Origin of the sequence: Komagataeibacter xylinus (assembly GCF_031081985.1) — a bacterium.
Classification (GTDB): Bacteria; Pseudomonadota; Alphaproteobacteria; order Acetobacterales; family Acetobacteraceae; genus Komagataeibacter; species Komagataeibacter xylinus_E.
Genome location: NZ_JARWSK010000005.1, coordinates 225,010 through 250,410 on the forward strand (window position 1 = coordinate 225,010; position 25,401 = coordinate 250,410).

General features: G+C 60.5%; 23 protein-coding genes. 4 read left to right on the forward strand and 19 right to left on the reverse strand.

Annotated elements, in window-relative coordinates:
* Nucleotides 1-221: 221 nt before the first annotated feature.
* Together QEG70_RS11380 and QEG70_RS11385 are read left to right on the forward strand one after the other, a co-directional pair.
* Nucleotides 222-1,565, forward strand: coding sequence for an IS1380 family transposase (locus QEG70_RS11380; protein WP_308720758.1), 1,344 nt, complete (start codon nt 222-224; stop codon nt 1,563-1,565).
* A gap of 299 nt (nt 1,566-1,864) precedes the next feature.
* Complete coding sequence (locus QEG70_RS11385) at nt 1,865-4,255, forward strand: copper-transporting P-type ATPase (protein WP_308720861.1); 2,391 nt, start codon at nt 1,865-1,867, stop codon at nt 4,253-4,255.
* A gap of 68 nt (nt 4,256-4,323) precedes the next feature.
* Here QEG70_RS11385 and QEG70_RS11390 read toward each other — a convergent pair whose 3' ends face one another.
* The 7 genes from QEG70_RS11390 to QEG70_RS11420 form a co-directional block, all read right to left on the reverse strand.
* The gene (locus QEG70_RS11390) at nt 4,324-4,629 is read right to left on the reverse strand and encodes a type II toxin-antitoxin system RelE/ParE family toxin (protein ID WP_308720759.1); all 306 of its coding nucleotides are present in this window, start codon (nt 4,627-4,629) and stop codon (nt 4,324-4,326) included.
* Nucleotides 4,626-4,877, reverse strand: coding sequence for an antitoxin (locus QEG70_RS11395; protein ID WP_308720760.1), 252 nt, complete (start codon nt 4,875-4,877; stop codon nt 4,626-4,628). Before QEG70_RS11395 ends, QEG70_RS11390 begins: the two co-directional genes overlap by 4 nt.
* A 103-nt stretch (nt 4,878-4,980) precedes the next feature.
* Nucleotides 4,981-6,060: an ArsO family NAD(P)H-dependent flavin-containing monooxygenase gene (locus QEG70_RS11400; RefSeq protein WP_308720761.1), complete on the reverse strand. Its 1,080-nt coding sequence runs from the start codon at nt 6,058-6,060 to the stop codon at nt 4,981-4,983.
* Between the two features lie 8 nt (nt 6,061-6,068).
* On the reverse strand, nt 6,069-6,767 hold the full coding sequence (gene arsH / locus QEG70_RS11405) for an arsenical resistance protein ArsH (RefSeq protein WP_308720762.1): 699 nt from the start codon (nt 6,765-6,767) through the stop codon (nt 6,069-6,071).
* Nucleotides 6,768-6,792: 25 nt separating this feature from the next.
* A complete protein-coding gene (locus QEG70_RS11410; protein WP_308720763.1) occupies nt 6,793-8,088 on the reverse strand; it encodes an arsenic transporter in 1,296 nt (431 codons plus the stop codon).
* The gene (arsC, locus tag QEG70_RS11415) at nt 8,088-8,510 is read right to left on the reverse strand and encodes an arsenate reductase (glutaredoxin) (RefSeq protein ID WP_308720764.1); all 423 of its coding nucleotides are present in this window, start codon (nt 8,508-8,510) and stop codon (nt 8,088-8,090) included. Before arsC ends, QEG70_RS11410 begins: the two co-directional genes overlap by 1 nt.
* Nucleotides 8,507-8,860 (reverse strand): ArsR/SmtB family transcription factor, encoded by a 354-nt coding sequence (locus tag QEG70_RS11420; RefSeq protein ID WP_308720765.1) that lies wholly within the window; start codon nt 8,858-8,860, stop codon nt 8,507-8,509. The genes arsC and QEG70_RS11420 overlap by 4 nt, the downstream gene beginning before the upstream one ends.
* Nucleotides 8,861-9,090: 230 nt before the next feature.
* Here QEG70_RS11420 and QEG70_RS11425 point away from each other — a divergent pair, with 230 nt between their 5' ends.
* Entirely contained in the window at nt 9,091-9,519 is a 429-nt protein-coding gene (locus QEG70_RS11425; RefSeq protein ID WP_308720766.1) for an RcnB family protein, read from the forward strand.
* 27 nt (nt 9,520-9,546) lie between these two features.
* Here the strand turns inward: QEG70_RS11425 and QEG70_RS11430 are convergent, their stop codons facing one another.
* The 7 genes from QEG70_RS11430 to QEG70_RS11460 form a co-directional block, all read right to left on the reverse strand.
* Nucleotides 9,547-10,095 (reverse strand): MFS transporter, encoded by a 549-nt coding sequence (locus QEG70_RS11430; RefSeq protein WP_308720767.1) that lies wholly within the window; start codon nt 10,093-10,095, stop codon nt 9,547-9,549.
* Between the two features lie 67 nt (nt 10,096-10,162).
* The gene (locus tag QEG70_RS11435; protein ID WP_308720768.1) at nt 10,163-11,779 is read right to left on the reverse strand and encodes an ISL3 family transposase; all 1,617 of its coding nucleotides are present in this window, start codon (nt 11,777-11,779) and stop codon (nt 10,163-10,165) included.
* Between the two features lie 70 nt (nt 11,780-11,849).
* Nucleotides 11,850-12,554: an MFS transporter gene (locus QEG70_RS11440; protein WP_308720769.1), complete on the reverse strand. Its 705-nt coding sequence runs from the start codon at nt 12,552-12,554 to the stop codon at nt 11,850-11,852.
* Nucleotides 12,555-12,640: 86 nt separating this feature from the next.
* Complete coding sequence (locus tag QEG70_RS11445) at nt 12,641-13,984, reverse strand: IS1182 family transposase (protein WP_308720770.1); 1,344 nt, start codon at nt 13,982-13,984, stop codon at nt 12,641-12,643.
* Between the two features lie 113 nt (nt 13,985-14,097).
* On the reverse strand, nt 14,098-15,549 hold the full coding sequence (locus QEG70_RS11450; RefSeq protein WP_308720771.1) for a multicopper oxidase family protein: 1,452 nt from the start codon (nt 15,547-15,549) through the stop codon (nt 14,098-14,100).
* Between the two features lie 388 nt (nt 15,550-15,937).
* Complete coding sequence (locus tag QEG70_RS11455; protein WP_308720772.1) at nt 15,938-16,510, reverse strand: TetR/AcrR family transcriptional regulator; 573 nt, start codon at nt 16,508-16,510, stop codon at nt 15,938-15,940.
* Nucleotides 16,511-16,651: 141 nt separating this feature from the next.
* Nucleotides 16,652-17,278: a TetR/AcrR family transcriptional regulator gene (locus QEG70_RS11460; RefSeq protein WP_308720773.1), complete on the reverse strand. Its 627-nt coding sequence runs from the start codon at nt 17,276-17,278 to the stop codon at nt 16,652-16,654.
* A gap of 145 nt (nt 17,279-17,423) precedes the next feature.
* Here QEG70_RS11460 and QEG70_RS11465 point away from each other — a divergent pair, with 145 nt between their 5' ends.
* Nucleotides 17,424-18,170, forward strand: coding sequence for a glucose 1-dehydrogenase (locus QEG70_RS11465; protein WP_308720774.1), 747 nt, complete (start codon nt 17,424-17,426; stop codon nt 18,168-18,170).
* 96 nt (nt 18,171-18,266) lie between these two features.
* Here the strand turns inward: QEG70_RS11465 and fabF are convergent, their stop codons facing one another.
* The 5 genes from fabF to QEG70_RS11490 form a co-directional block, all read right to left on the reverse strand.
* The gene (fabF, locus tag QEG70_RS11470; protein ID WP_308720775.1) at nt 18,267-19,526 is read right to left on the reverse strand and encodes a beta-ketoacyl-ACP synthase II; all 1,260 of its coding nucleotides are present in this window, start codon (nt 19,524-19,526) and stop codon (nt 18,267-18,269) included.
* Between the two features lie 143 nt (nt 19,527-19,669).
* Nucleotides 19,670-20,347 carry a DUF1638 domain-containing protein gene (locus QEG70_RS11475; RefSeq protein ID WP_308720776.1) on the reverse strand — a complete coding sequence of 226 codons (678 nt, stop codon included), beginning with the start codon at nt 20,345-20,347 and terminating at the stop codon, nt 19,670-19,672.
* Nucleotides 20,344-20,994 carry an SIS domain-containing protein gene (locus QEG70_RS11480; RefSeq protein ID WP_308720777.1) on the reverse strand — a complete coding sequence of 217 codons (651 nt, stop codon included), beginning with the start codon at nt 20,992-20,994 and terminating at the stop codon, nt 20,344-20,346. The genes QEG70_RS11475 and QEG70_RS11480 overlap by 4 nt, the downstream gene beginning before the upstream one ends.
* A gap of 154 nt (nt 20,995-21,148) precedes the next feature.
* Entirely contained in the window at nt 21,149-24,259 is a 3,111-nt protein-coding gene (locus QEG70_RS11485) for an efflux RND transporter permease subunit (RefSeq protein WP_308720778.1), read from the reverse strand.
* Nucleotides 24,256-25,356, reverse strand: a complete 1,101-nt coding sequence (locus QEG70_RS11490; RefSeq protein WP_308720779.1) for an efflux RND transporter periplasmic adaptor subunit — start codon at nt 25,354-25,356, stop codon at nt 24,256-24,258. The genes QEG70_RS11485 and QEG70_RS11490 overlap by 4 nt, the downstream gene beginning before the upstream one ends.
* Between the last annotated feature and the right edge of the window lie 45 nt (nt 25,357-25,401).

Below are 25,401 nucleotides of genomic sequence, written 5' to 3' on the forward strand. Positions count from 1 at the left end.
TCCAGTCGCAGAAACTGGCCATGACCATATCGGGTCCCTGCACCGATGGCGCTTCCTTGGGGCACGTTTTCATGCCCAATCAATTGGGTAACGGCTTTAGCCCATCTTATTCACGGGGGCGGTCGAGACTGGGCGGCGGGTATCGCCTAAGCTTTTGATTGGGTTTACGAATTGGGTGTCAAAGCCATCCGTTTCTCCGATCACGCCGAGCCACACCCGCCATGTCCGACGATACGAGCCAGCCGTTCCTGTTTCCAGCCATCCGACACAAGAAAATCACGGCTGATTTTGATGGTGGCCGGATCACCTCGGATGGTGGTGTCCTGTTGCTGGCTGCCGCCGAGCGGCGGATCGGCATGGCCGATCGCCTCGCCCGGCTCATAGCCGATCCACGCAATCTGCGACGGGTGACACACGGCGTGGCCGATATTCTGCGCGCCCGTATGCTGGCCATTGCCTGCGGCTACGAGGACGCCGACGACCTCGATCACCTGCGGTGCGATCCGGGTTTCAAGCTCGCCTGCGGACGACTGCCCGATACGGGTCGGGATCTGTGCTCGCAACCCACGATCTCGCGTTGGGAGAACGCCCCGACTTTGCGCGAGGTCATTCGCCTGACCTATGCCCTGGTCGATACATGGTGCGACAGCTACGCCCGGCCACCCGCCGCGGTGACGCTCGACATCGACGATACGGTCGATGTGGTGCACGGTCATCAGCAACTCGCCCTGTTCAACGCGCATCATGACGAGCGGTGCTTTATGCCGATCCATGTTTACGATGCCGCCACGTCGAGGCCGGTTGCCATTATCATCCGCCCGGGCAAGACCCCGTCCGGACAGGAAATTCGCGGTCACCTGCGTCGTCTGATCCGCCGTATCCGCAGCCACTGGCCCAACACCCGGCTGACCATTCGTGGGGATGGTCATTACGGACGTCCCGAAGTCATGGCCTGGTGCGAGGCGCATGACGTCGATTACATCTTCGGCCTGCCGGGCAACAGCGTGCTGCACCGGCTTCTCGAACCCTCGGCCGATGACATCCGCGTCCGGCGTGCCGAGACGCGGGCGCAATCCCTGCGCGGCTATGCCGAAATCCGTTATGGCGCGAAATCCTGGAAGCAACAGCGGCGCGTGGCCGCCCGGATCGAAGCCACGACGCTGGGGCTCGACATACGCTGCGTGGTCACCAGCCTGCGAGGCGGCAACGCCGAATGGCTCTACGGTGCCCTCTACTGTGCCCGTGGACAGGCCGAAAACCTGATCAGGCGTCACAAGGGCCAACTGGCATCCGACCGCACAAGCTGTCGATCGCCACTGGCCAACCAGGTCCGCCTGGTGCTGCACACTGCCGCATACTGGCTGATGCTCACCCTGCGGGACGCCATCCCAGCCCCACAGCCGCTCGCCTCGGCCGAGTTCACCACGTTACGAAATCGTCTTCTGAAAATCGCCGGGCGTATCCTGGAAACCGCGACCCGTGTCCGTATCGCGTTTGCCGCCGCCTGTCCCGAAGCGGCGCTGTTCCGCAGTCTCGCCATCTCGATGCAGGCTGCCGGCCCGTGACAGACGGGGCTATCGCCCCCGAACGCGCCCCGTCCTCGCAACCTCAGCCGCAGCCATCCACCGTTTCAAAATGACACCGCCTCAACCCGGTGCGATCCCGCGCGCCCAAACCATAGAAACGGAAAAATCCACGCAAAATACTCAATGCCGTGAATAAGATGGGTTAGACCCTTTATTCTTCCTCCGGCTCGATTGCGGATGTACCATAACCTTCCAAATATCCGGCTGGGACGCCCCCTTCTTCCTCGCCTTCACCCGTTGCATCCATCGGGAGAGACCGCATGTCAGAAATACAGCAGATGGACGGTCAGCATACGTCTACATCTGGTACCGTTTGGACCTGTCCGATGCATCCGGACATCAGGGAAGCGCATCCCGGAAAATGCCCGATATGCGGTATGTCGCTTCAGCCGATGAGCAACCCCGATACTATGGGGCCAATGAAGGGAATGGGCCACGATCAGGCGGCTCACCATATGGCCTGTCACGATCACGACCGTCATGCGCCTCAGAAAGCCGTATTGCCGCCGGCAGGAGGGCACACGATCTGGACCTGCCCCATGCATCCGCAGATCCGGCAGAACCATCCCGGAAACTGCCCGCTTTGCGGCATGACGCTGGAGCCGGAGGAACCGACCGCACAGCACGACGACAATCCGGAGCTGAAGGACTTCACACGCCGCCTGATCGTGGCCGCCGCCTTCGCCATCCCGCTGATGGTCATCGCCATGGGCGGCGATATCGGCCTGCATCTCATACCGCCTGCTCTCTCGCCGTGGATCCAGTTGGTGCTCACGCTGCCTATCGTCTGCTGGGCCGGACTGCCGTTCTTCCAGCGCGGCCTCGTCTCGCTGCACACCGGCCATTTCAATATGTTCACCCTGATCATGTTCGGTGTCGGCGCGGCGTTCGGCTACAGCCTCGCGGCGACGCTCGCGCCAGCGGCCTTTCCCGCAACCTTCCGGCAAATGGACGGCACGCTGCCGGTCTATTACGAAGCGGCGGGCGTCGTGGTGGCGCTCGTGCTGCTTGGGCAGGTTCTGGAACTGCGCGCCCGCGCTGCGACCGGCAACGCCATCCGCGCCCTGCTCGATCTCACGCCGAAGCAGGCGCATCGCATCGGTCCGGACGGCCAGGAAAACGACGTGGCGGTCGAGGATGTTGTAAAGGGTGACCGGCTCCGCATCAGGCCGGGCGAGGCAGTTCCCGTCGACGGGATGGTGCTCTCCGGTGCATCCAGCGTCGATGAAGCGATGATCACCGGCGAGCCTGCTCCCGTGGCGAAAAAGCCCGGCGATCCGGTTACGGGCGGCACCATCAACGGCACCGGCAGCCTGGAAATCGATGCACAGGCCGTGGGCAGCGATACCATGTTGGCCCGCATCGTGAAGATGGTCGCCGCAGCACAACGCTCGCGCGCGCCGATCCAGACCGTCGCCGACCGGATATCGGGCTGGTTTGTGCCGCTGGTGCTGGCCATTTCCGTGCTGACCTTCGTCGTCTGGTATGTTGTCGGCCCCGCGCCACGCTTCGGCCATGCGCTGCTCAATGCCATATCCGTCCTGATCATCGCCTGTCCGTGCGCGCTGGGTCTGGCGACGCCGATGTCCATCATGGTCGGCACCGGACACGGAGCGCGTGAGGGCGTTCTGGTGCGCAATGCAGAAGCGTTGCAGGCGCTGGATAAGGTAGACACCCTGGTGGTGGACAAGACGGGCACGCTCACGGAGGGGCATCCACGACTGATCGCCCTCGACGTCGCAGAAGGCTGGCCGGATGCTGAGGTGCTGCGCCTGGCCGCATCGGTCGAGGCACAATCGCAGCACCCGCTGGCCCAGGCGGTCGTGCGCGCCTTAAAGGACCGTCATGGCGATCCCGCACCGGTCGGTGATTTCGCATCGCAGCCCGGTCTGGGCGTCAGCGGCACCGTGGACGGACATCAGGTGGTGATTGGCAATGCCGAGCGCCTGAAACAGGTCGGCGCTGAGACGGCGCCGCTGGAGACGGTCGCCACGACGCGGCGGCAGGGCGGCGCGGGCGTGATGTTCGTGGCGATTGACGGAAAACTGGCGGGGCTGATGGCCGTGGCCGATCCCCTGCGGGCGGATACGCAGGCTGCCCTCGCGGCTCTGCATGCGGACGGTCTGCGCATCGTCATGCTGACAGGCGATAACGAGACGACCGCGAACGCGGTGGCAAGAACGGCAGGGAATATCGCGGAAATCCATGCCGGGCTGAAGCCGCAGGACAAGGCGGACATCATCCGGCGACTGGAAGCGTCCGGCGCTCATGTGGCGATGACGGGCGACGGCGTGAACGACGCGCCCGCCCTGGCAGCCGCGTCCGTCGGCATCGCCATGGGCACCGGAACGGACGTCGCCATCGAGAGCGCCGGGATCACGCTGGCGCACGGAAGCCTTGGCGCCCTGGTCCGCGCCCGGACGCTGGCGCATGCCACCATGCGCAATATCCGGCAGAACCTCGCCTTCTCGTTTCTGTTCAACGGGATCGGCATCCCGGTCGCGGCTGGTGCGCTCTACCCGGTTTTCGGCATGCTGCTCTCGCCCATGATAGCGGGCGCCGCCATGGCGCTGTCATCCGTCACCGTCGTCACCAATGCGCTCAGGATCGGAAAGGAGCCAGTCGCGGCAATACACCCCAAAGACCAACGCCTTGCCGACGCCAGATAGTTGGTCCACTCTCGCCTCTTCCCGGACGTAGGGCTCGGCAATCTGCGTTGCCGGAAGCGGACGTCAAATCATAACCGGCCTGCCAGGCGGGTCAGAAGATCCATGCGCTCATGCAGGATGGCCACGACCAACGCTGGTGCGCCCTCACGCGGCAGGCAGAAAATGCAGTGATGGTCGACCCGCACCATTCTCAGCCCGTGATACAGCGTGCTCATATCCTTGAAAGCGCTATGGCCCTCGACGAGACTGACAATGCCTTGCTCCAGAACGGCGACATATCGACGAACCTGAGCGTCTCCCCACTGTTTTGTTGTGTAACGGATGACCGCACGCAAATCAGCTTCCGCGGCTTCAGTAAGGATGTAACTTTTCAAGTGCGCTTCTCGTTGAGTTCCTCACCGAGGATCGCACTGACGCTCTTTGAGCTTACCTTGCCATCAAGGCCTTCCTGAACGCGGGCTCTAAGAAGATTTTTAAGTTCCTGCCACGCATGGTCGGTATCAAGATTATCAGGGAGCAAGCGCTCAAGGGCATACTGCTTGATCGTTTTGCCCTGTAGCGCCGCCAGTGCTTTCAGGCTCTGGTGCTGCTGATCCGTCATATCAATGGTCAGTCGGCTCATGATATATCCCTCCCGTGAAGCACAAACCCACATTAGCACATATGTGGGCGCGATACGAGGAAAAGGCGGCAGTCGCCCTCATGTCGGTCGTAAAGAGAGTCGCTCAAGGTTTTGGTAAGCGGACATCCTGTGTCGGCGACGCAAGCCAGTCCGCCAGTTGCCGGACCATGGATCGCGCGACACGGCCCGCCCCCAGGAGGGTCGCGGATGCGGGACCGCACCAGGAGCCATACCCCAGCAGCCACAGGCGTGGCTCCCTGATGGCCTGCTGCCCGTTCACGTGGATCAGCCCGTCCTGCTCGATCACGTCGAGTGGTGCAAATGCAGAGAGCGCGGGACGGAAGCCTGTACACCAGATGATCGCATCTATGGCGTCTTCCCGCCCGTCGGGCCAGACGACGCCCGTAGCCGTCATGCGCACGAACGGGCGCACCGCTTTGAGGACTCCCCGTTCCCGGGCGGCCCGTACGGGTGGCACCATGACGATATCGCCAAAGCCTCCTGTCGGCATGGCGCCGGCGTTGCCCAAAACACGTGCGGTCGCCCGTTCGAACAGAACCCGTCCGTCCACATCGTCGGGCAGGAATACCGGATCCTGCAGCGTCACCCACGTTGCGTTCGCGAGCAGTGACACTTCCGCCAGGATCTGCGCCCCGGAATTGCCGCCACCGACCACGAGCACGCGCCGACCGGCAAAAGGTGCGGCGCTCTGATAGTGCGCGGAATGGATCTGCGTCCCGCCAAAGAATTCATGCCCCGCGACATCAGGAACGAACGGGGCAGACCATGTGCCGGTCGCACCGATGACGGCGCGGCTCAGAAAATCGCCCGCGTTTGTGCGGATATTCAGGAATTTCCCACCGGCCCGTTCCACGCGCCCGACCGTTACGGGACGGCGGATCGGCGGGGTGTAGCGCGCCTCGTACCGGCGCAGGTAGTCCAGCACCTCGTCACGGGTCGGATAGCTGCCATCCGGTGTGTCGGGCATCGGCCAGCCGGGCAGCGAACTGTAGGACGCCGGCGAGAACAGATGCAGGGAGTCCCAGCCATGCACCCACGCCCCTCCCGCCTGTGCGCCGTTGTCCAGAATGACATAGGTCAGCCCGGTCCGGCGCAGGAAATAAGAGGCGGCGAGTGCTGCCTGACCGCCGCCCACGATCACGACATCGAACTGTTCCGCCATTTCCCGGCTCACAGCTTTTCAGGCAGGCGGTGTTCTGATCTGCGCTCGCTGTAGCGATCGACAAGGTAGTCGGCCCGGTCCCGCAGCAGCCAGGTGAACTTCATCAGTTCCTCCATGACATCCACCATCCGGTCATAAAGGGGAGACGGTTTCATCCGATCATCGTCACCGAACTGGGTATAGGCCATCGGCACGCTGGACTGGTTGGGGATGGTGAACATCCGCATCCATCGTCCCAGCACCCGCAGGGCGTTGACGGAATTGAAGCTCTGCGAGCCGCCGGAGACCTGCATGACAGCCAGCGTGCGACCCTGCGTCGGGCGGATCGAACCTTCCGTGAGGGGAAGCCAGTCGATCTGGTTCTTGAACACAGCGGTGATGGTGCCGTGGCGTTCGGGGCTGCACCAGACCTGGCCTTCCGACCAGATCGAGAGTTCACGCAGTTCCTGCACCTTCGGGTGCGTGGCCGGTACGGAATCCGCGATCGGAAGACCGGTTGGGTCGAACACCCGTGTCTCGGCCCCCAGTACCGTCAGGATGCGTTCGGCCTCCAGCACCAGCAGACGGCTGAACGAGCGCGGCCGCAGCGAGCCATACAGCAGCAGGATGCGTGGCGGGTGGTCAACCCGTGGTTGCGGTTCCAATCGTGCGAGATCGACCCGTTCGAGATACTCCGGGTGCAGGGCGGGCATTTCCGGCTTGGACATCGTTCCGTCAGATCCTTCGGTCTTGTCAGGGATGGCTGATCAGGGGCAGCCACAAGGCCAGTGCGGCAAGTGTGACCAGCAGGACGGGTGGCGTGATCACCAGACCCACCGTCATGTATTGCCCCCAAGTGACCCGATGGTTTTTAGATGCCAGCACATGCAGCCACAGCAGGGTGGCGAGACTGCCGATCGGGGTGAATTTCGGCCCGAGGTCGCAGCCGATGACATTGGCATAGACCATCAGTTCACGGGTCAGAGGCGTGATGTCGTGCGCCTGCTGGATCGCCAGCGCGCCGATCAGAACGCTGGGCATGTTGTTCATGACCGACGACAGGACCGCCGCCAGAAAGCCGGTGCCGATCGTGGCGATGAACGGCCCCTGATGGCCAAGCCAGACCAGTGCCGCCGCAAGGTGATCGGTCAGCCCGGCATTGCGCAGGCCATACACCACCAGATACATCCCCAGCGAGAAGATCACGATCTGCCACGGCGCGCCCCGCAGCACGCGGCTGACGGGAATGACCTTTCCATATCCGGCGACGACCAGAAGGGTACTGGCAGCCAGGCAAGCCACGATACAGACCGGGATATGGAACGGGGCGGTCAGGAAATAGGCCGCCAGAACCAGGGCCAGCAGCGGAAAAGCCGCGCGGAACACAAGGCGGTCACGAATGGCGGTGACAGGTGCTGGCAGTTCAGAGACGGGGTAGGTCTGGGGCACCTGCCGCCGGTAGTAGAGCGACAGCATGGCAAGTGTCGCGCCAAGGGCGGCCAGATCGACGGGGACCATGATCGCGGCGTAGCGGTCAAAGGGAATGTCGAAGAAATTGGCGCTGACGATGTTCACCAGATTGGAAATCACCAGCGGCAGGCTGGTGGTATCCGCGACAAAGCCGGTCGCGATGATGAAGGCCAGCGCCGCGCCATGGTTCAGACGGAGTTGTGTGAGGATGGCAATGACGATGGGCGTGAGCAGCAGGGCCGCACCATCATTGGCGAACACGGCCGCGATGGCCGCCCCCAGCAGCACGATCAGCGGAAACAGCGTTCGACCTCGCCCCTTGCCCCAGCGCACCACGTGCAGGGCCGCCCAATGGAAGAACCCCGCCTCGTCCAGAAGCAACGAGATGATGATCAGGGCAATGAAGGTGAACGTCGCGTCCCAGACGATGTGCCAGACGACAGGGATATCGTGCCAGTGGATCACACCCGTCGCCAGTGCCACGGCGGCACCGGTCATAGCGCTCCAGCCGATACCGAGACCCCGAGGCTGCCAGATGACGAAAACCAGCGTTGCAATGAAAATGGCAAGGGCCAGCATCAGACGATCCGTTTCCCGGCCTCATCCACGATCTTCTCGCCGTCCTCCCTGGCGAAAGCACCCTTCTGTGGCGTGGGTAGAATGTCCAGAACCACCTCGGAGGGACGGCAGAGTTTCACGCCAAGCGGTGTGACAACGATGGGCCGGTTGATCAGGATCGGGTGTGCGATCATAGCGTCGATCAGTGCATCGTCCGTCAGGGCCGGATTATCAAGACCGAGTTCGTGAAAGGGCGTGCCCTTTTCCCGCAGGATCGCGCGCACCGGAACCCCCATACGGGCGATCAGATCAACCAGTTCGGCGCGGCTCGGTGGCGTTTTCAGATATTCGATGATCCGGGGCTCCTCGCCGCTATTGCGGATCAGTGCCAGCACGTTGCGCGACGTGCCGCAGGCCGGGTTGTGGTAGATGGTGACGGTCATGGGCAGGAGTCCGGGCTCGGGCAGCAGGAAGACAGGTTTGCGATCAGGGGCGCGCAGAGTTCTGGGCTGCCCGCACAGCAGTCCCTGACGAGGAAAAGCATCAGGTCGCGCAGGCGCGGAAGACACGCACGGTAGACGATCAGCCGACTGTGACGCTGCGAGGTCAGCAGGCCGGCGCGGGTCAGTGTGGCGAGATGGGCCGATATGGTGTTCTGCGGGACATCGAGGTGCCGCGCGACGTCCCCGGCGGGCAGCCCGTCCGGTTCGTGGCGCACCAGCAGGCGGAAGATCTCCAGCCGCGTGGACTGTGACAGCGCGCTCAAAGCGAGTAAGGCCGAATCCGTTTCCATATATCCACATTTATCGATATATAAAGGCCCGTCAAGACGGCCCATAGATGTACCAGCCACCTGTCCGTCGGTCGCCAGGCCGTCGGACAGGCTGCGAACATCGCATCGACAACTTGCCACGGGCTATCAGCAACATCATGCTGCAGCACAGTTCATAGTCTCCCGATCCCCGTTCACGAAAAAGCCATGAGGAGCGTGTTTCTTCATCGCACTCAACATATGGAGGTACCATGACGACACGACTCCCCGCCGCCATTCTGTCGGCCTGCCTGATTGCGGCGAGTACGACGGCTTATGCAGACCCGCCGTGGGCGCGCGGAGAGCATGGCGATGGTGGCCATGGCCGTCATGGCAAGGGACACGGATACGGTCATATGAAGAACTGGCGCAAAGGCGACTATTACTCCGGCCCGCGAGAGCAGCGCTGGATGGTCAGTGACTGGCGCCGCTACCATGGTCTCTGGGCTCCGCCTTCCGGTTATTACTGGATGCAGTCGGGTGGACAGTATCTGCTGATGGCCGCGGCAACCGGGCTTATTGCGGGCGTGGTCGCAGGGGCTGTTGGTGCGATGCCGACAGCCCAGGCAGCACCTGTAGCACCGGGTTATCCAGTAGCGCCAGCTTATCCAATGGCACCGGGCTACCCCCGGCCCTATTGAGTATCTGGCCAGAGGATTATGTGATAATTACGTCTGGCGTTGCTGATCCGATATGGACTGTCCTGTCCCCCTTGGCAGCAATGCCAGCAGCCCGATGATGCCGACGACCGCAAAGATCGCACCGTCGTAAAACACGGCCGCATGGCCGATGTGATCCCACAATTCTCCGGCGACGACACTTGCCACCAGCTGGAGCAAACCAACGGTGGCGCTATACCAGCCGATCCCGGTGGCTCGCAGCTCTGTCGGCACGAGGTCGGCCGCCAGAGCCTTGCCGACACTGCGAAAAATTCCCTGATACACTCCATAAACGACAAAAAGTGCCGAAATCAGAATACCATTTCTGGACAGGGCAAAACCGAGATAAGCGATCAGGAAGACAAGGAACGAGATAAGCAGCATGGTCCTTCGACCCCACTGGTCGGAAAGGTACCCGGCCGGATAGGAGACCAGCGCCGCCGTCAGGTTGAAGGCCGAATAGATCAGAATGGTGGTTTGCAAAGAGGCACCGGTATCCTGTGTCCGTAGAATGAGGAAAGCGTTGCTGGAACTGCCAATACCGAACAATGCGGTCACCAGCAGATACTTCCAGTAAATCCTTGGAAATTGGGTTCTTCCGCACTTTTCGTGATGATATTTTTGATTATGCGGGCTGGAGGACACGAGCCCTGAGGAGTTCGAAGCCTGCTCTCCCGAACATGGTGCGCTTGATCATTTTCAATCGGCTGATCTGTCCTTCAACCGGGCTGGTTGTCCATGGTGTGACGAGAGAAGCTTCAATGGCAGCAGCATCCCGTTCAAGCGCAGGAATCAAACGCGATAGCAGCGTCGTTTTCCCTTCTTCCAGCAGGGCCTTCAGATCGCCTTCCTTTCTGGTGTCCTCCTTTTTACAGAGGAGGTTCTGCATTTTCCTGAGCCAGCAGAGCGTGACAGCGAGTTGCGGTTCGGCTTCCAGAAGGGCAGGAACAAGTAGCCCGTCCTGTCGTCCAGCAGACAATGGATCATCTGCAAGAAGAAGGCGTGCAAGTTTGCGCCCCAGAGGGGGCGAGACATACGCGGAAGAAACGGGTTTCGTGGAAATACCCTGTCGCGTCGTCACCCATTTCCGGACAGTGCCATATTTTCCTGTAAACCCCTGCTCCAGGAGTTCCCGCCATAGCTGGCGAATATTCCGACATCCTTCGACCCATCTCTTTTCCAGATGGGATATGTAAGGCCCGAGTATGCTGCGTGTCGGAACCGTCCTTTTCCATGTTGGCGCATGGCCCCGCTGAAACCAGCGCCGCACGGTTTTTCTCTCTACTCCGATCGTTGTGGCGATAGCCTGAATACTGTGCCCTTCTGCTTTCAGGGCAAGAGCTTCATTGAAAAGAGTTTCACGTCGTTCCCCAGAGACTGACCTGATGAGCGTCTGCGCTTCTTCTGGTTGTGTCCTGACTGTTCCAGACGTTTCGCTCAATGTCGTTGATGCGCTGAGTTGTCGCGTCAGGGTTCTGACTGTTGTCGTGAAACGGCCCAGTATGCTGACAAAAGCCTCTGACAGGTTCTTCAGCAGATGCCAGCGGTCCGTCACCTGAAGAGCTGATGGCGCGCCTCTGTGGCATCCATCTGCATAAGCACCGGCACGGTCTCTGGCAATGATTTCAACACCGGGGTGGGCCTGCAGCCATTGGGCCAGGGTCGCAGCCTCCCGATCTGGCAGGAGGTCAATGACATCATTTTTCTCAAGATCGACCACAATCGTTCCATAGTGATGTCCCCGTCGCCATGCCCAGTCATCCACCCCTACCACGCGTGTAGGGGGCATGTCTTTCCTGGTGTTCCGTGCCCGGGAAAGGAGGCGGCGAATGAGAGTGTCCGGGCTGATGGGGCAACACAGGCGCACGGTCATTCGTGCACCAGCGGAACCGCCCAGGGTATGGGCGATATAATAATGAAGATCGGTAAGACGCGTGGTCTGTCTGCCATGACGCACGGTTATCCCGTCAAGGGGCATCACAAAGGTCCGACGTGGACAGACCGCAGCCTGACAGAAAAAGCGTGGTACAGAAACGATCAGCGTGGCCGGACGGCCCTGCCATGGAAGATCTGCAAGTTTTCTCTGATAGAAGCTGTGAACGCGTTGTGTCGGGCACTGACAGTCCGGACACAGTACACTCCGCTTGCGCAGACCGACTTCGATCTCCACTCTGTTGTCCAGTGCAACAACACGACGAACGACGAGGGAACGGGGAAGATCAGGGATCCGAAAGCGTGACACTGGGGAATATCCATGAAAGTGGGCGACTTTCAGGATTTTCCAGTTCCAGAACCACAGTACAAGATACCCATCACGAAAAGTGCGGAAGAACCGGAAATTGTCCCAGGCCGGTACCAAGCCTGGATTTGGCCGCCACCGTTTCGGTATTTTCCTTCACGAACAGCACCATGCAAAACGCTGTCAGTCCGGGAATGAGGGCCAGATAGAAAATCGACCGTATCCCGATATGCGACACGGACAGCAGGAATGCCGCAAGCAACGGCCCCAGAAAGGCGCCTGCATTGTCCCCTGCCCCTTCGAACCCGAAGGCCCTGCCCCGGTCCTTCTCATCCACCGAAGACGCGATGAGCGCATCCCGTGGCGCCGAGCGGGTGCCCGTACCCAGCCGGTCCAGCAACCGTGCCCCGAACAGGCCCATCCAGCTCGTGGAAAGCCCCATCAGGGGCTTGGAAAGTGCCGCCAGAAAATAGCCGATCAGCGCGATTGACTTTCGCTTTCGCAACCTGTCCGACAGCGTTCCCGAAATACCCTGTGCGATATTCTGCGTGGCCTGGGCGCAGCCATCTATCAGCCCGACGATACTCCCCGAAGCCCCCAACGTTTGCGTCAGAAAAACCGGCAGGACCGGATAGAGCATCTCCGTCGAAATATCGGTAAACAGGCTGGCGATGGCCAGAAGGATAACATTCCTAGAAAGTCCGACGAAGTAAGCCCGGGGCATCCATCGATCCACCCATGATGATGTGTCGTTATGAATAGAGAAAGCCCGGTTCACTCCACAGTTCCGGGGCTGCTCTCCTTTGCCCTAGCAGTCTGTCGGGTTGGCCATTTTGAGGGTTATAAGGTCGAGGCTAACCCGGCTTATGCCGCCTGAAGCCGTGCCATTCTTTTGCAGTTATATGCGAGTGCAACGAGGGTCCATTCGGTCGTGACTTTTGCAAGGCCACGCAGGCTGAACCTTCTGAAGCCCATGATGCTTTTGATAATTCCAAAGACCGGCTCCACGGTCTGTTTTCGTAGTCTGTAAACATCTCCGGCTTCTGTGGTTTCCAGTCTCGCCTTCATGGCGAGCCGCCAGGGTTCGGTTATCCGGCGTGGCTCCTTTGCTTCGGGATGGGGTCGGAAGTCGTAAGGCCTGCGGGCACAGGGCCGTCCAATGGCGACCAGCGGATCAATGCCCTTTTCCTGCAGTTTCCGGACCGCCTGTCCGCTGGCGTAACCGGTGTCGGCAAGCACCTTCTCCGGGAGACCGATTGTGTCTTCCATCGACAGCACCGTGTCGGCAAAGGATGGCGCATCCGCTGACGTGGCGAGAACGCCGGTTGTCACGATCAGCTGGCTGCCTTCGGCGCAGACTACGGCCTGGGCATTGTAAGCCTGCCGGAACTCGTGAGCGTCCGAACGCCGCATGAGGCGGCTGTCGGGATCGGTCAGGCTGATCTGCCGGTCGGGTGGTGGTTCATCATCCGGCGGTTTCGGCGCCCTGCCACGACGCCCGGTTTTCGCGTCATACGTGGCTTTTTTCTTCTCGTAGGCCGGACGTGCCGTTTCAGCCTGCTCCCTGGCATCAGCTTCCAGCCGGGCGCAGGCTTCGTCCAGCTTCGCTTTCAGCGTTTCCCGTCGGGCGAGTTCTTCTGGCAGGGCCTGCGGATCCGTGTCCGTGGTGTCAGCACGCTCCGCCTGGTCCATCAGTTTCGCGATATCCACCGCCAGCTGTTCGCGCAGCGCCCTGATCCGGTCGTAGCGCAGGGAACGGTATTTCGATGCGTCAGCATCGATTTTCGTGCCGTCGATCGACACCACGCCCAGGCGCAGCAGGCCTGTCTCGCGCGCCAGAAGCAGGACCTGCGCAAATGCAGCTTCAATGGCTGTCCGGTTCGTCCGGCGGAAGGTCGCAATCGTATCATGATCCGGATGCAGGTTCGCCGCCACGAAGCGCACCCCGATATCGCGATATGTCGCCCGCTCGATCCGGCGTGAGGAAAACAGCCCGTTCGCATAGCTGAAGATCAGAAGGGCCAGCATCAGACGCGGATGGTACTGTGCCTTGCCACCCGTGCGTACTGGCACGCAGAACGCATTCATCGGAACCCGCTCGACGGCGGCTACAACGAAATGCGCCATATCGTCAGCAGGAAGCCACGACTTCAGATCAGGCGGCAGAAGATACGGCTGAGACCGGTCAAACGGGATGAAGCTGCTCATCTCACCACCTTACAACCTTACCCCTTCACTGGGTACCCCAACCCGACAGGCTGCTAGAAAAGGGACAGTCTGCCTATGCTGGCGTCATCTCCGGCTCATCGCCGTGAGTGATGTCATGCGTAGTCGAACAGTGCCATGAACCCGAAATCCATGTGAAGCTGCTGATGACAATGAAAGAGCGTCGGGCCCGGATTGTCGGCGACGAAATCACATTCGAGTTCCTGGAAGCCCCCCAGCATCACAACGTCCTTGATCACACCACTGGTTGGCCTGCCGCCGATCCGGGTCAGTTCGAAGCTGTGCCGGTGCAGATGCAACGGGTGGATGTCATCGCTGGCATTGCGGACTTTGAGCCGGTAACGCCGCCCCTCATGCAGGGTATAGCGCGGGCGCATCATCTCCATCGAAAAGGCTTCGCCATTGAGGGTCCACTGGTTGAAGCCATGGAGTGCGGCGTTGTGCTTGACGATGGTCATCTCGATCGTCTCGTCGGGCGCAATCGCGGCCCGCGACCCGCCGAAGCGCGTATAATCCAAGCGCACCGGCTTGGGCGTGATCCAGACCGGCTTACCGCTTTGTCCATCATAGGCAACGACGATGCCCATCCCGCGTCGGCGGTCCTCGTCTGCCATATCCCCCATGACCCAGATGCCTGGGCGATCCATCTGGACGATGGCCGAAATGCGCTCCGCCGTGCCCAGCCACAGTACCGGGACTTCAGCCTGCGTCGACACCGGATTGCCGTCGAGCGCCACAACCCTGAAGACGTGTCCGGGCAGGGCAAGGCTACGGATTTCACCCGCACTGCCGTTCAGGACATGGAACAGCACGCGCTCACCCTGCTTCACGCGGATGGGCTCACCATGCCCCAGCATCTTGCCGTTGATCCCGAAGGAGTCATAACCGACTTCGAACCCCTTGGCCTTCTCCCTGGCGGCTGCGTCAGCGGCCCTGCCCATCTGCACAAGTTCCGCGATGGGAGCACCGGTCAGGACATCCATCGCCATGTCGCCGCCACGACTGAAAGACGGTTCGAATTCCTTCAGCACCAGGACTATCTCGCGATCATAGGCGCCGGGATTATCCTTTGGCTCGATATAGAGCGGCCCGACCTGGCCGGTATACATGCCACGATCGAGATCGCCCTGTGCCACAACATGCGTATGATAGAAGCGAAAGCCCGACGGCCTCGGCACAAAGCTGACCCGGCGCATACCGTGCGGCGGTATAGTAGGCGTGCCCTCCTCCGCCGCGCCATCGACGTCGCTGGGGATCTTCTGCCCGTGCCAATGCACCAGTTCCGGCGTGTCGGTATCATTGAAGATATCGACGACAACCCGCCGGCCTTCCGTAAGGCGCAGCAGGGGGCCGGGGAACTGGCCGTTATAGAGCGTGGTTGAGATGATGCGATCGGGTGCAAGCTCTACCAGTCCGGTGCCGATCCGCAGCGTATGATCGGCTTTTTCACCCGCTATGGAACCAGCACCCAAAACCCAGCCCGGGAGCGTGGCCGTCAGCGTGGTTGACCCGGCCAGGGTGAGAAGCGAGCGGCGATCCAGCATCATATGCTGCCCGATCATGAAGAAACAGGGTGATCTCCGAACGCGAACGGCCGTTGGCGGGTTCCAGGGGAATGCCCGTGCATCCCGGCACAAAACCTCCTTCGCCATAACACCGAAGGCAATCTGACGGAACTTCATTATATATCGCAAACGGTTGCGGGGCTGGCCGCCCCGATTTGAACCTGGAAATTAAGCAGTTGATTTTGCTTATTTCTCAAATTCAGCCCGGCACACAATCAAAAGGACGACACAATAAAAAAAGTCCTTTTAGATTTCGAGTGGCCTCATTCCCCAAGGAAAATCCGGATGTTGCCACGAAATCTGCCGTTGACGACTAAAGATCTGCCCGCATTCAGCAGCCTTGTTGAGGCGTGCCCCTTCCAAGGGCCTCTTATCCGCCGATCAAAAGCAATCCTGCCCGAATACCATTCTCCAAAATCGCGTCAGATTCCACACCTGCTCCCAATGCGCGGGCCAGTTGCAGTGTGCCAATCATCAGACCGTAGAGTGCCTGCGCGGTCGCCTGCCGCTCCGCCGGTGTTCCGGCTGGAAGAGTCCGCGCAATCAACCCGACGAATTTTTCATAACCCGCACGGAAGATCTCGCGCGTTTCTTCGGGATGACGCGCGATCTCCGCCGACAGAGCCGCCGCGATACAACCGGCACCCGGATTATCGCGGTGCTGCGTGCCGAGATAGCGCCGCAGCCAAATCTCCGGCGAAGCACCATCCCGGAGCGCCTGCACGGTAGCGCCTCGGTTATTCTCCTGAACCGCCTGCAAGACCTGCCGGACCAGGTCCTCCTTGGATTTGAAATGCGTGTAGAAGGCACCATTGGTCAGGCCCGCGTCGGTCATCAGTCCCGCGATCCCCGCCGCCGCCACTCCGTCCTCGCGAAAACGCCGCGCGGCAACGTCAATGATGTGCTGCCGCGCCTCCTCCCTGTGACCCTTCCGGTACCGCACGTGCTGTCCCTCCCGCTCTGCATCTCAAAATCTAGGGACACCCCCATTGCATTACAATCGTCATGCTACATTTTGGTCGCAATCCGATACCGAGACCCGCATCATGAGCAGAGGCCCACTGCGGAACGGCGAACGCTCGCCTTACTGCCTGACAGGCCACGCCTGCATGCCAATTCGTCCGATCTCCAGCAGCTTGTCCCGCGAGGCCCCGTCGCGCGCCTGCACAGCCATCCCACGCGCCAGCGAAGCGAAGAAGGCCGCCAGTGCCTCGACATCCGTATCCGCCGGCAGGTCACCATCTGCCACACCCTGGTGCAGGCGGTCTGCCATCGCAGTCTCGGACAGTGCGCGCTGCCGGGCCATCAGGTCCCGCAGGCGTGCCTGGCCGGGCGCGCATTGGGTGCCGGATACCGAAATCATACACCCCGCCGGCAGGTCCTCGCGCGTGAACTCGGTGGCTGCCGCTTCCATCAGGTGCTGGAACGTCGACTGTGTGTCGACGTTACCATGCAGGATATCGAGGAACCATGCGCCGGTGGCCTTCAGATAGGCGTCGGTCGCCTCCTGGTACAGCAGCTCCTTGGAACCAAAGGCGTTGTAGAAGCTCGACGGACTGATGCCCATAGCCCCGATCAGGTCGTCGAAGCTGGTGCCCTCATAGCCCCGGTCCCAGAACAGGCGCATCGCCGCACACAGCGCCTGCGCGCGATCGAAGGATGGCGGTCGGCCGCGGCCACGCCGTTCGCCATCGAGTTTTTTTGGTGTCATCGCTCCATAAATCCTTGAACGCGGAATTACGTCCCTCATATCCCATATCTTGGAGCGGTCGCTCCAGATTTTAAGTCCTTGGTTTCCGCAACCCGGACATGAGGATCGCGTGTCGATCCCGGTCCGAGCAGACAGGTACAGTCCAATGAGCAAGCTTTCAGGAAAAGTCGCGATCGTCACCGGCGCCTCCAAGGGGATCGGTGCCGGGATCGCCAAGGCGCTGGCAGCCGAAGGTGCTGCCGTGATCGTCAATTACGCCTCCAGCAAGTCGGGGGCGGATGACGTGGTCGCCGCGATCACCGGCGCGGGCGGCAAGGCCGCGGCGGTCCAGGGCGACGTGTCGCGCAGGGAAGACGCACAGGCCATCGTTGACGCCGCCGTCACGCAGTTCGGACGGCTGGACATCCTGGTCAACAATTCCGGCGTCTATGAAATGATGCCTATCGAGGACATAACCGAGGAGCATTTCCACCGACAGTTCAACGTCAACGTGCTGGGCACACTGCTGGCGACCCAGGCGGCGGTGCCTCATATGGGCGCGGGCGGCAGCGTCATCAATATCAGTTCGGTCGTCTCACGCATCACGCCCCCCGGCTCGGCGGTCTATAGCGGGACAAAGGGCGCCGTGGATGCCATTACCGGCGTGCTGGCGCGCGAGCTTGGGCCGAAGCAGATCCGCGTCAACGCCATCAATCCGGGCCTGATCGAAACGGAAGGCACCCGCAGCGCCCATATCGTCGGCTCCGACTTCGAACAGGCCATCGTGGCGCAGACACCCCTCGGCCGTACGGGACAGGTGGAGGATATCGCGCTCATTGCGGTCTTCCTCGCCTCCGACGAGTCCCGCTGGTTGACCGGCGATCATCTGATCGCGTCCGGCGGCCTGCGTTAAGGATCCGCCCGCGGCCCGATGCCGCAACATCGGGCCGCGAAGCATCCCGGCTGCTGAGAAGACTCCGCTTCTGTGGCAAATGGGGAGCTTTCTCCTCTAGGAATGCCAGCGCCGAAACATTACGGATGCATTGACACCACCAAAACCGAAGCCATTTGAAATGGCATAGTCGAATTGTTCACGACGCGCGTGAGGACCAACGACGTCCAGCCCGTTGGCAAGAGGATCCGGTTCGGTCAGATTCAGTGTTGGCGGCATAATCTGCTCCCGCAACGCCATTATGGTAAAAATAGCCTCGATCCCACCTGCCGCTCCGAGCAGATGCCCCGTCGAGGACTTCGTGGCACTGATGCCAGGTCCGCGACTTCCGGCAAAAACTGCCCTGATGGCCGCCAGTTCGCCCCGATCGCCGACAGGCGTGGAAGTTGCGTGGGCATTCAGGTGCCCGATTGCTTCCGGGGCAACCCCCGCCTGCTGTAGAGCGATCCTCATGGCGATGGCCGCACCGGCACCGTCTTCCGGGCCAGATGTAACGTGAAACGCATCAGCGCTGGTGCCATAACCAACAAGCTCCGCTAAGGGCGTCGCACCACGCTCCAATGCATGGTCCAGAGACTCAACGACAAGAATCCCGGCTCCCTCACCCATGACGAACCCATCGCGGCCCACATCAAAGGGACGCGACGCAAGCTGAGGCGCATCGTTGTAGCCCGTTGACAGCGCTCTGGCCGCGCCAAATCCGCCCAGGCTGACCCGGTTTATTGCTGCTTCCGCACCGCCTGCAATGGCTATGTCCGCCTCGCCCGCACGAATCAGCCGGGCGGCATCGCCGAGCGCCTGGACACTTGCTGCACAGGCAGTTACCGGCGCGCCGATTGGGCCTTTGAAACCATGTTGGATCGAGATCCAGCCGGCCGCAAGGTTCACCAGGAACGACGGCACCGTGAACGGGGAAAGTCGCCCTGCTCCACGAGTGTCAACAATGCGGACTGCATCGGCAATGGCGCCAAAACCTCCGATGCCCGATGCGACAACAGTAGCGGTCCGCGCTTTCTGCTGGTCTGTTTCCGGCCACCAGCCGGCTTGGGTTAGTGCTTCATTTGCCGCACCAAGCGCAAACTGGATGAAACGATCCATTTTCTTTCTGTCTTTTGTCGGGACAACAGTCTCGGCATTGAAGCCACTCCCCTCATCCATTTCCGGGACGATGCCTGCTATCTTGCAGGCGACATCGGGCGCAAATTCATCAGGAAGAGATCGGATACCCGACACGCCCTGAAGAAGCCGACGCCAGACCACTTCCACGCCACACCCGAGCGGGGAGACGATACCCATTCCGGTAACGACTATTCGCATATCAACCTGCTTTCCATTTTATTGCTTTGATGGCATGGACTTCCCGGACGCCCCGATGACCCGCAACTGATCGTCTCATTAGGGTCATTCGGTTCTGTGCGTTTTACGCGCGCTCGCAAGGATTGGCGCACGTCACATGCGGCCTAATTGTCCGATGCCGTTGCCGGGCGGGACAAAAAACGTGTTAATTCCCCTAGGCCTGTCGTGTGGATTTGCAACGGCAAGCCGATCCAAGTCGCAGCGGCCTGTGCGCGCGCTTCCAGGTCCGCGCTCGGCATCTGCGCCAGATAGACAATTCGTTCGAAGTTCCCGAAGATCATCGGCTTTAGATCCGGAAAGCGATCCAAACCGAAATGACGAACGACAAACCGGTCGAAATGCCGAACCAGGAAATCGGTAAGATAGAGCGTACCTTCTTCCTGTTCATGCAAAACATCGAACTCTGCGAGGCCGGTGAAAAAAGCGTAGCAATGCTCGCCCTCAATTCGCTCGACACGCTCCAATCGCAGAACCTCGTCGAGTGCTCCCGCCGTTCCGCAGTCCCCGAACAAACACAGAATTTCATCATATTTCTCACGATTTTGGCGAATCTTACGGCGCATTCCATCGGGAATCTTTTGAGGCGTGAGATGCCATTCCGCTGGAAGGCATGTGATGTCCATATGCGTCCAGCCGTTTGCTCGCACAACGGCAAGAAACTCATGGGCAAGCGCTCCGCAGGCAATCACGAGTGTCCGCTTTTCAGCCCCATCATGAGGACTATTTCGACGGGGCCCCTGCACAATATCAATATCAGAGACACCCAAGCGCTCTATATTCATTGATTTCTACCTTCACGAAGGGGCCCCTGGCCACATTGTCCCACCGCCATGTCAGGATACTCGCGTGCCTTGATCCCGAGATAGCCACCGTGGTGACGCAAACCGTAGTCTGTCTGCGTAATTCCCTTTTTTTCCATCAGAACAAGGGCTAGCGCGTCGCTAATGGACGACATGACTGCGATGCTTGCCGTCGGCGTGAGACCCAGTCGACACGGCTCAGCGATGTCTCCCATATCAATGATTAGCGAACTCATGGCCCGCAACTCGGAATCGGCATGGGACGTCACGCCGATGACAGGTCCGCAGCCGAGACGTCGCCCATGCCGCACCAACTCCAGAACTTCCCGCGTTTTCCCGCTCGTGGAAAACGCCACAATGCAATCGTTAACTTCGAGAACGCCGAGATCCCCGTGGGCTGCCTCACCAGGATGCAGAAACACGGCGGGAGTTCCGGTCGAACATAAGGTGGCTGCAAACTTACGCGCAACGAAGCCGGCTTTTCCCATTCCGGTCGTAACGACCTTTCCTTTGCACTCAGATAGCAGAAGGAGTGCTGCATCAAAGGTGGCGTCCAGTTCGACCGCGGCGATCGCCTCCGCCTCGGCCCGGAGTATGGCATTACCCCGAGCGACCGTTATACTTTTCATGATGACAATTCCTGATGAAAGACACTATCGCCGACTGCGGGATTGTACTTCCGGAGACTGGAGGGCCTGGCGGTCGGCCAATCCGGTAACTGCGCAGTCGTGAAATGCCCAGATGCCGGGGTTTTTCTCAGCTCTTCTGGCGCAAACGCCACGGTCATTCGGGTCTTGCTCCAGTGAAATCCTCTGCGACGAGTGGCTCGCTAGGATCGACATCTTTTGCGGGAGTGATGCGGTACCAAATCGCATAGAGTGCCGGCAGGAACATCAGGATCAACCCGGTACCGGCTGCGGTTCCCCCGATTAGCGTATAGGCGAGCGAGCCCCAGAATACTGATTCGGTCAGTGGAATGAAGGCTAGAACGGCAGCCATGGCAGTCAGAATGACGGGGCGCGCTCGTTGCACTGTCGCCTCTACGACGGCATGGAAAGGGTCGAGGCCGGCCTCCTGATTGACCTTGATCTGGCCGATCAGGATCAGCGTATTGCGCATCAGGATGCCCGCAAGCCCGATTAGACCCAGGATCGCATTGAATCCAAATGGCTGATTAAAGATCAACAGAGTCGGTACGGTCCCGACGAGCCCAAGCGGCGCCGTCAGAAACACCATGAACATGGCCGAAATTGATCTTGTCTCAAACACCAGTACAATGAGGGTCAGGAGAATCATGACCGGGAAAATGGGCACCAGTGCGTTGTTGGCCTTGGCGGATTCCTCCGCGTTGCCGCCGATCTCGATACGATAGCCGGGCGGTAGTGCTGACCTTACATTTACCAGCGCCTGATCGATTTCCGCCGTGACCTGGGGCGGCTGCAGGCCTTCGTCGATATCTGACTGCAAGGTTATCGTTGGAATTCGATCCCGCCGACGCAGGACGGGATCTTCGGCGCGGTTCTCAATATGACCGATCTGGCTCAGCGGTATGAGCTGGCCCGTCCGGTTGCTGATTGTCATGCCAATGAGCTTCGCCGGATCAAGGCGGTCGTGGCCAGCGCTACGAACCACAAGATCCACGGTCCGGACATCCTCACGGATCTGCGTGACCGGCACGCCCAGCAACAGGAATTGGATCTGTTCCGATACCTCCTCCGGCGTCAGGCCGATCAATTGCAGCCGCGCCTGATCGAGCACGAAATGCGTCGTCGGGGCGCGCTCGCCCCAGTCGGAGTTGACCTGCCGCGTATGGGGATTCTGTCGCATGATCGCGTCGACCTGAGCAGCGATCTCCCTAAGCTTATCAGCCTCCGGTCCCATGACGCGGAACATGACCGGAAAATGCGTGTAAGGGCCGAAAACAAATTGCGTTACGCGAACCCGAGCCTCGGGCGCCAGACCATCTGCGACAGCGCGGCGCATGCGATCCCGCAAGATGTCACGCGCCTTGGAACTCGGCGTTAAAACTACCAATTTTGCGAACGAGGGATCAGGTAATTCGGGGTTATAGGCGAAGAAAAAGCGCGGCGCCCCCGCTCCGATATAGCTCGTAGCAATCTTCGCTTCGGGCTGCTTCTTTAACCATGCTTCGACACGCGTGGTGGTCTGCATAGTGGCTTCTATGCTTGTACCCTCCGGCATCTGAACCTCGACGAGCAGCTCCGGCCGATCGGAACTGGGGAAGAACTGCTGCCTGACGGAGCCCATGCCGATAAAGGACAGGACGAAGAGAGCAAGCACGGCGCTTGCGACGAGGAATTTACGTCGAACGACCCAGACTACCAGGCGACGGAACCGCCGGTAGTTCGGGGTCGCGTAAATATGCTCGTAGGCTCCATCGATCTTCTTGATCTCCGGCAGAAGCTTGACGCCGAGATATGGCGTAAACACGACAGCGACGAACCACGACGTCAGCAGCGCATAGCCAACGATCCAGAAGATATTGCCCGCATATTCTCCGGCACTCGACTGAGCGAAGCCGACGGGTGTGAACCCGATGATCGTGACCAGGGTGCCAGCCAGCATAGGTGCGGCCGTGTGGCTCCAGGCATAGGCTGCAGCCTTGGTGCGTTCGTACCCTTCTTCCAGCTTTACGACCATCATCTCGATGGCGATGATGGCGTCATCAACCAGCAAGCCGAGCGAGATGATCAGCGCGCCCAGCGTGATACGATCCAGCGCGCGGCCCGTTACCAGCATGATAACCATGACAATCGAGAGCGTCAGCGGTACGGCCGCAGCGACAACGATCCCGACGCGCCAGCCCAGACTGAGCAGGCTGACGACCATGACGACACCGAGAGCGACGAAGAATTTCAGCATGAATTCGCCGACGGCGGCATGAATGATGCCGGCCTGATCGACGATTTTCGTGAGCGTAACGCCGATGGGAAGTCCCGCGCCTAGCGTTTTCTCTGCCGTTGCGAGGGATTGACCGAGTTTCAACCCGTTCCAATGATCCTGCATGACCACGTTCAGGATCAAGGTCTGATCGCCGCCATGCCTGACCAGATAGGTCGGCGGATCTTCATAGCCTCGCTCCACTGTGGCGATATCGGAGATCCTGAGCGTCCGGCCCTGCGCCGCGATGGGCGTGTCGCGAATTTTCTGCAGGTCGTCCAGCGCCCCATCGAGACGTACAAAAACCTGTGGACCACGTGTATCGATCGAACCAGCGGGCGTGACCGCATTTTGCCGTTGCAGCGCGGCGAAAACATCCTGCGCGCTGATCCCAAGCGTAACGAGCTTAGCGTTTGAGAAATTGACGAATATCTGTTCCGGCCGCTCGCCCACTATATCGACTTTGCGCACACCGGGCACATGCAGAAGCCGCTCGCGCACCGTCTCCGCCTGACGAACCAGCAGCCGCTCAGGCAGACCGTGTCCATCCAGCGCGTAGACCGCGAAATCGATATCCGAATATTCGTCGTTGACGAATGGACCCTGCACACCCTTCGGCAGAAGCGGCATCGTATCGTACAGCTTTTTCCGGGTCTGATAGAATTGCTCGGGAACCAGGCGGGGCGGTGTATTGTCCTTGACGGTGATCATCATCAGCGCCAGCCCAGGACGGGTGAGTGTCTCGACCCGATCGTAGTACTGAAGCTCCTGCACTCGCTTTTCGAGCGGATCAGCCACCAGATCCTGCATTTCCTGCGCAGTAGCACCCGGCCACACCGCGGTCGCCGTCAAGGTCTTGACGGTAAAAGTCGGGTCTTCTGCCCGCCCCAGGCTGAAAAAGGCGTAGGCTCCCGACAGCGAAAGCGCGACGATCAAAAACAGCGTGATTCCGCGCTCGCGAACAGCGAGGGCGGAGAGGTTGAATCCGCTCATTGCATCGCGACCTTTTCCGAAGCGATCCGGACATGTTCTCCCGCATGCAGATAGTGGCCTCCAGTCGCCACGATCAGCGCACCCGGACGGAGAGCGGCGCTTGGGATAATCCTGGCCGTCTCTTCTTCGATGCTTGCAATCGTCACCGAACTGAACGCGACGGTCGATGACTTGGCATCAACGACCCAGATGCCCGGCCCTTTGCCCTCGTCGGCAACGGCACCCAGCGGAACCTGAAGCGCGGGCTGCTCAGTCGCCTCCTCCGGAAGGCGAACACTCACAGTTGTCCCCAACGGTGCGCTTGCGCCCGGCCCCTCCATGACGTAGCGCGCCTCGAACGTGCGTGTGCGCGTATCCGCCGCGTCGGAAAGCTGCCGCAGGCGGGCCGGCACGCGTGTACCACCATCATACAAAGCCGCTTCCGCCGACGAATGCAGGGCCGGACGCACGCCTTCCGGGAGGTTGACGGTCGCCTCGCGCGGCCCGGCATGAGCCACCACAATCACGGTCTGTCCAGCGGATACGACGTGTCCGGGCTCCGCAAGGGTCTGGACAACAACGCCATCCGCATCGGCCCGAAGAAGGGAATAGTCGTCCTGATTTCGCGCAATCTTTTCTTGTGCAATCGCCGCATCCAGCTGCGCACGAATGCTATCGGCCGTTGCCTTCACCTGGTCATAGGTCGACGCCGCCACGGCACCGGTCGCAACAAGACCACGATAGCGACGCTCATCAGCCGCAGCCTGAACCCAATGGGCCTGTAGCGACGCGACGCTCCCGACCTGCGTGGTTACCGCATGGACATAGTCCGTTGGATCGAGGCGCATCAGCACCTGGCCTTTGGAGACGGCTTGACCGGTATCGACGAGACGCTCGACGATCTTCCCTGGGATGCGGAAACCCAGATCGCTCTGAACGCGGGCCGCTACGACGCCCGTATAGACGCGGTCGACGGATGCAGCGGATTCGACCTTCACCGTTTCGACGATGCGATCGGCTGTGCGCGGATCGGGGTCATCTTTGGATTTGCAGGCAGACAGCCCGAATGCGGTGCAAATGCATGCCGCTGCAAGAAAGGATGTGCGTGTTCCAGCCATGTTCGGGCTCCCAGCGGATTTGGGTGCCCAACGTGTACATTAGTG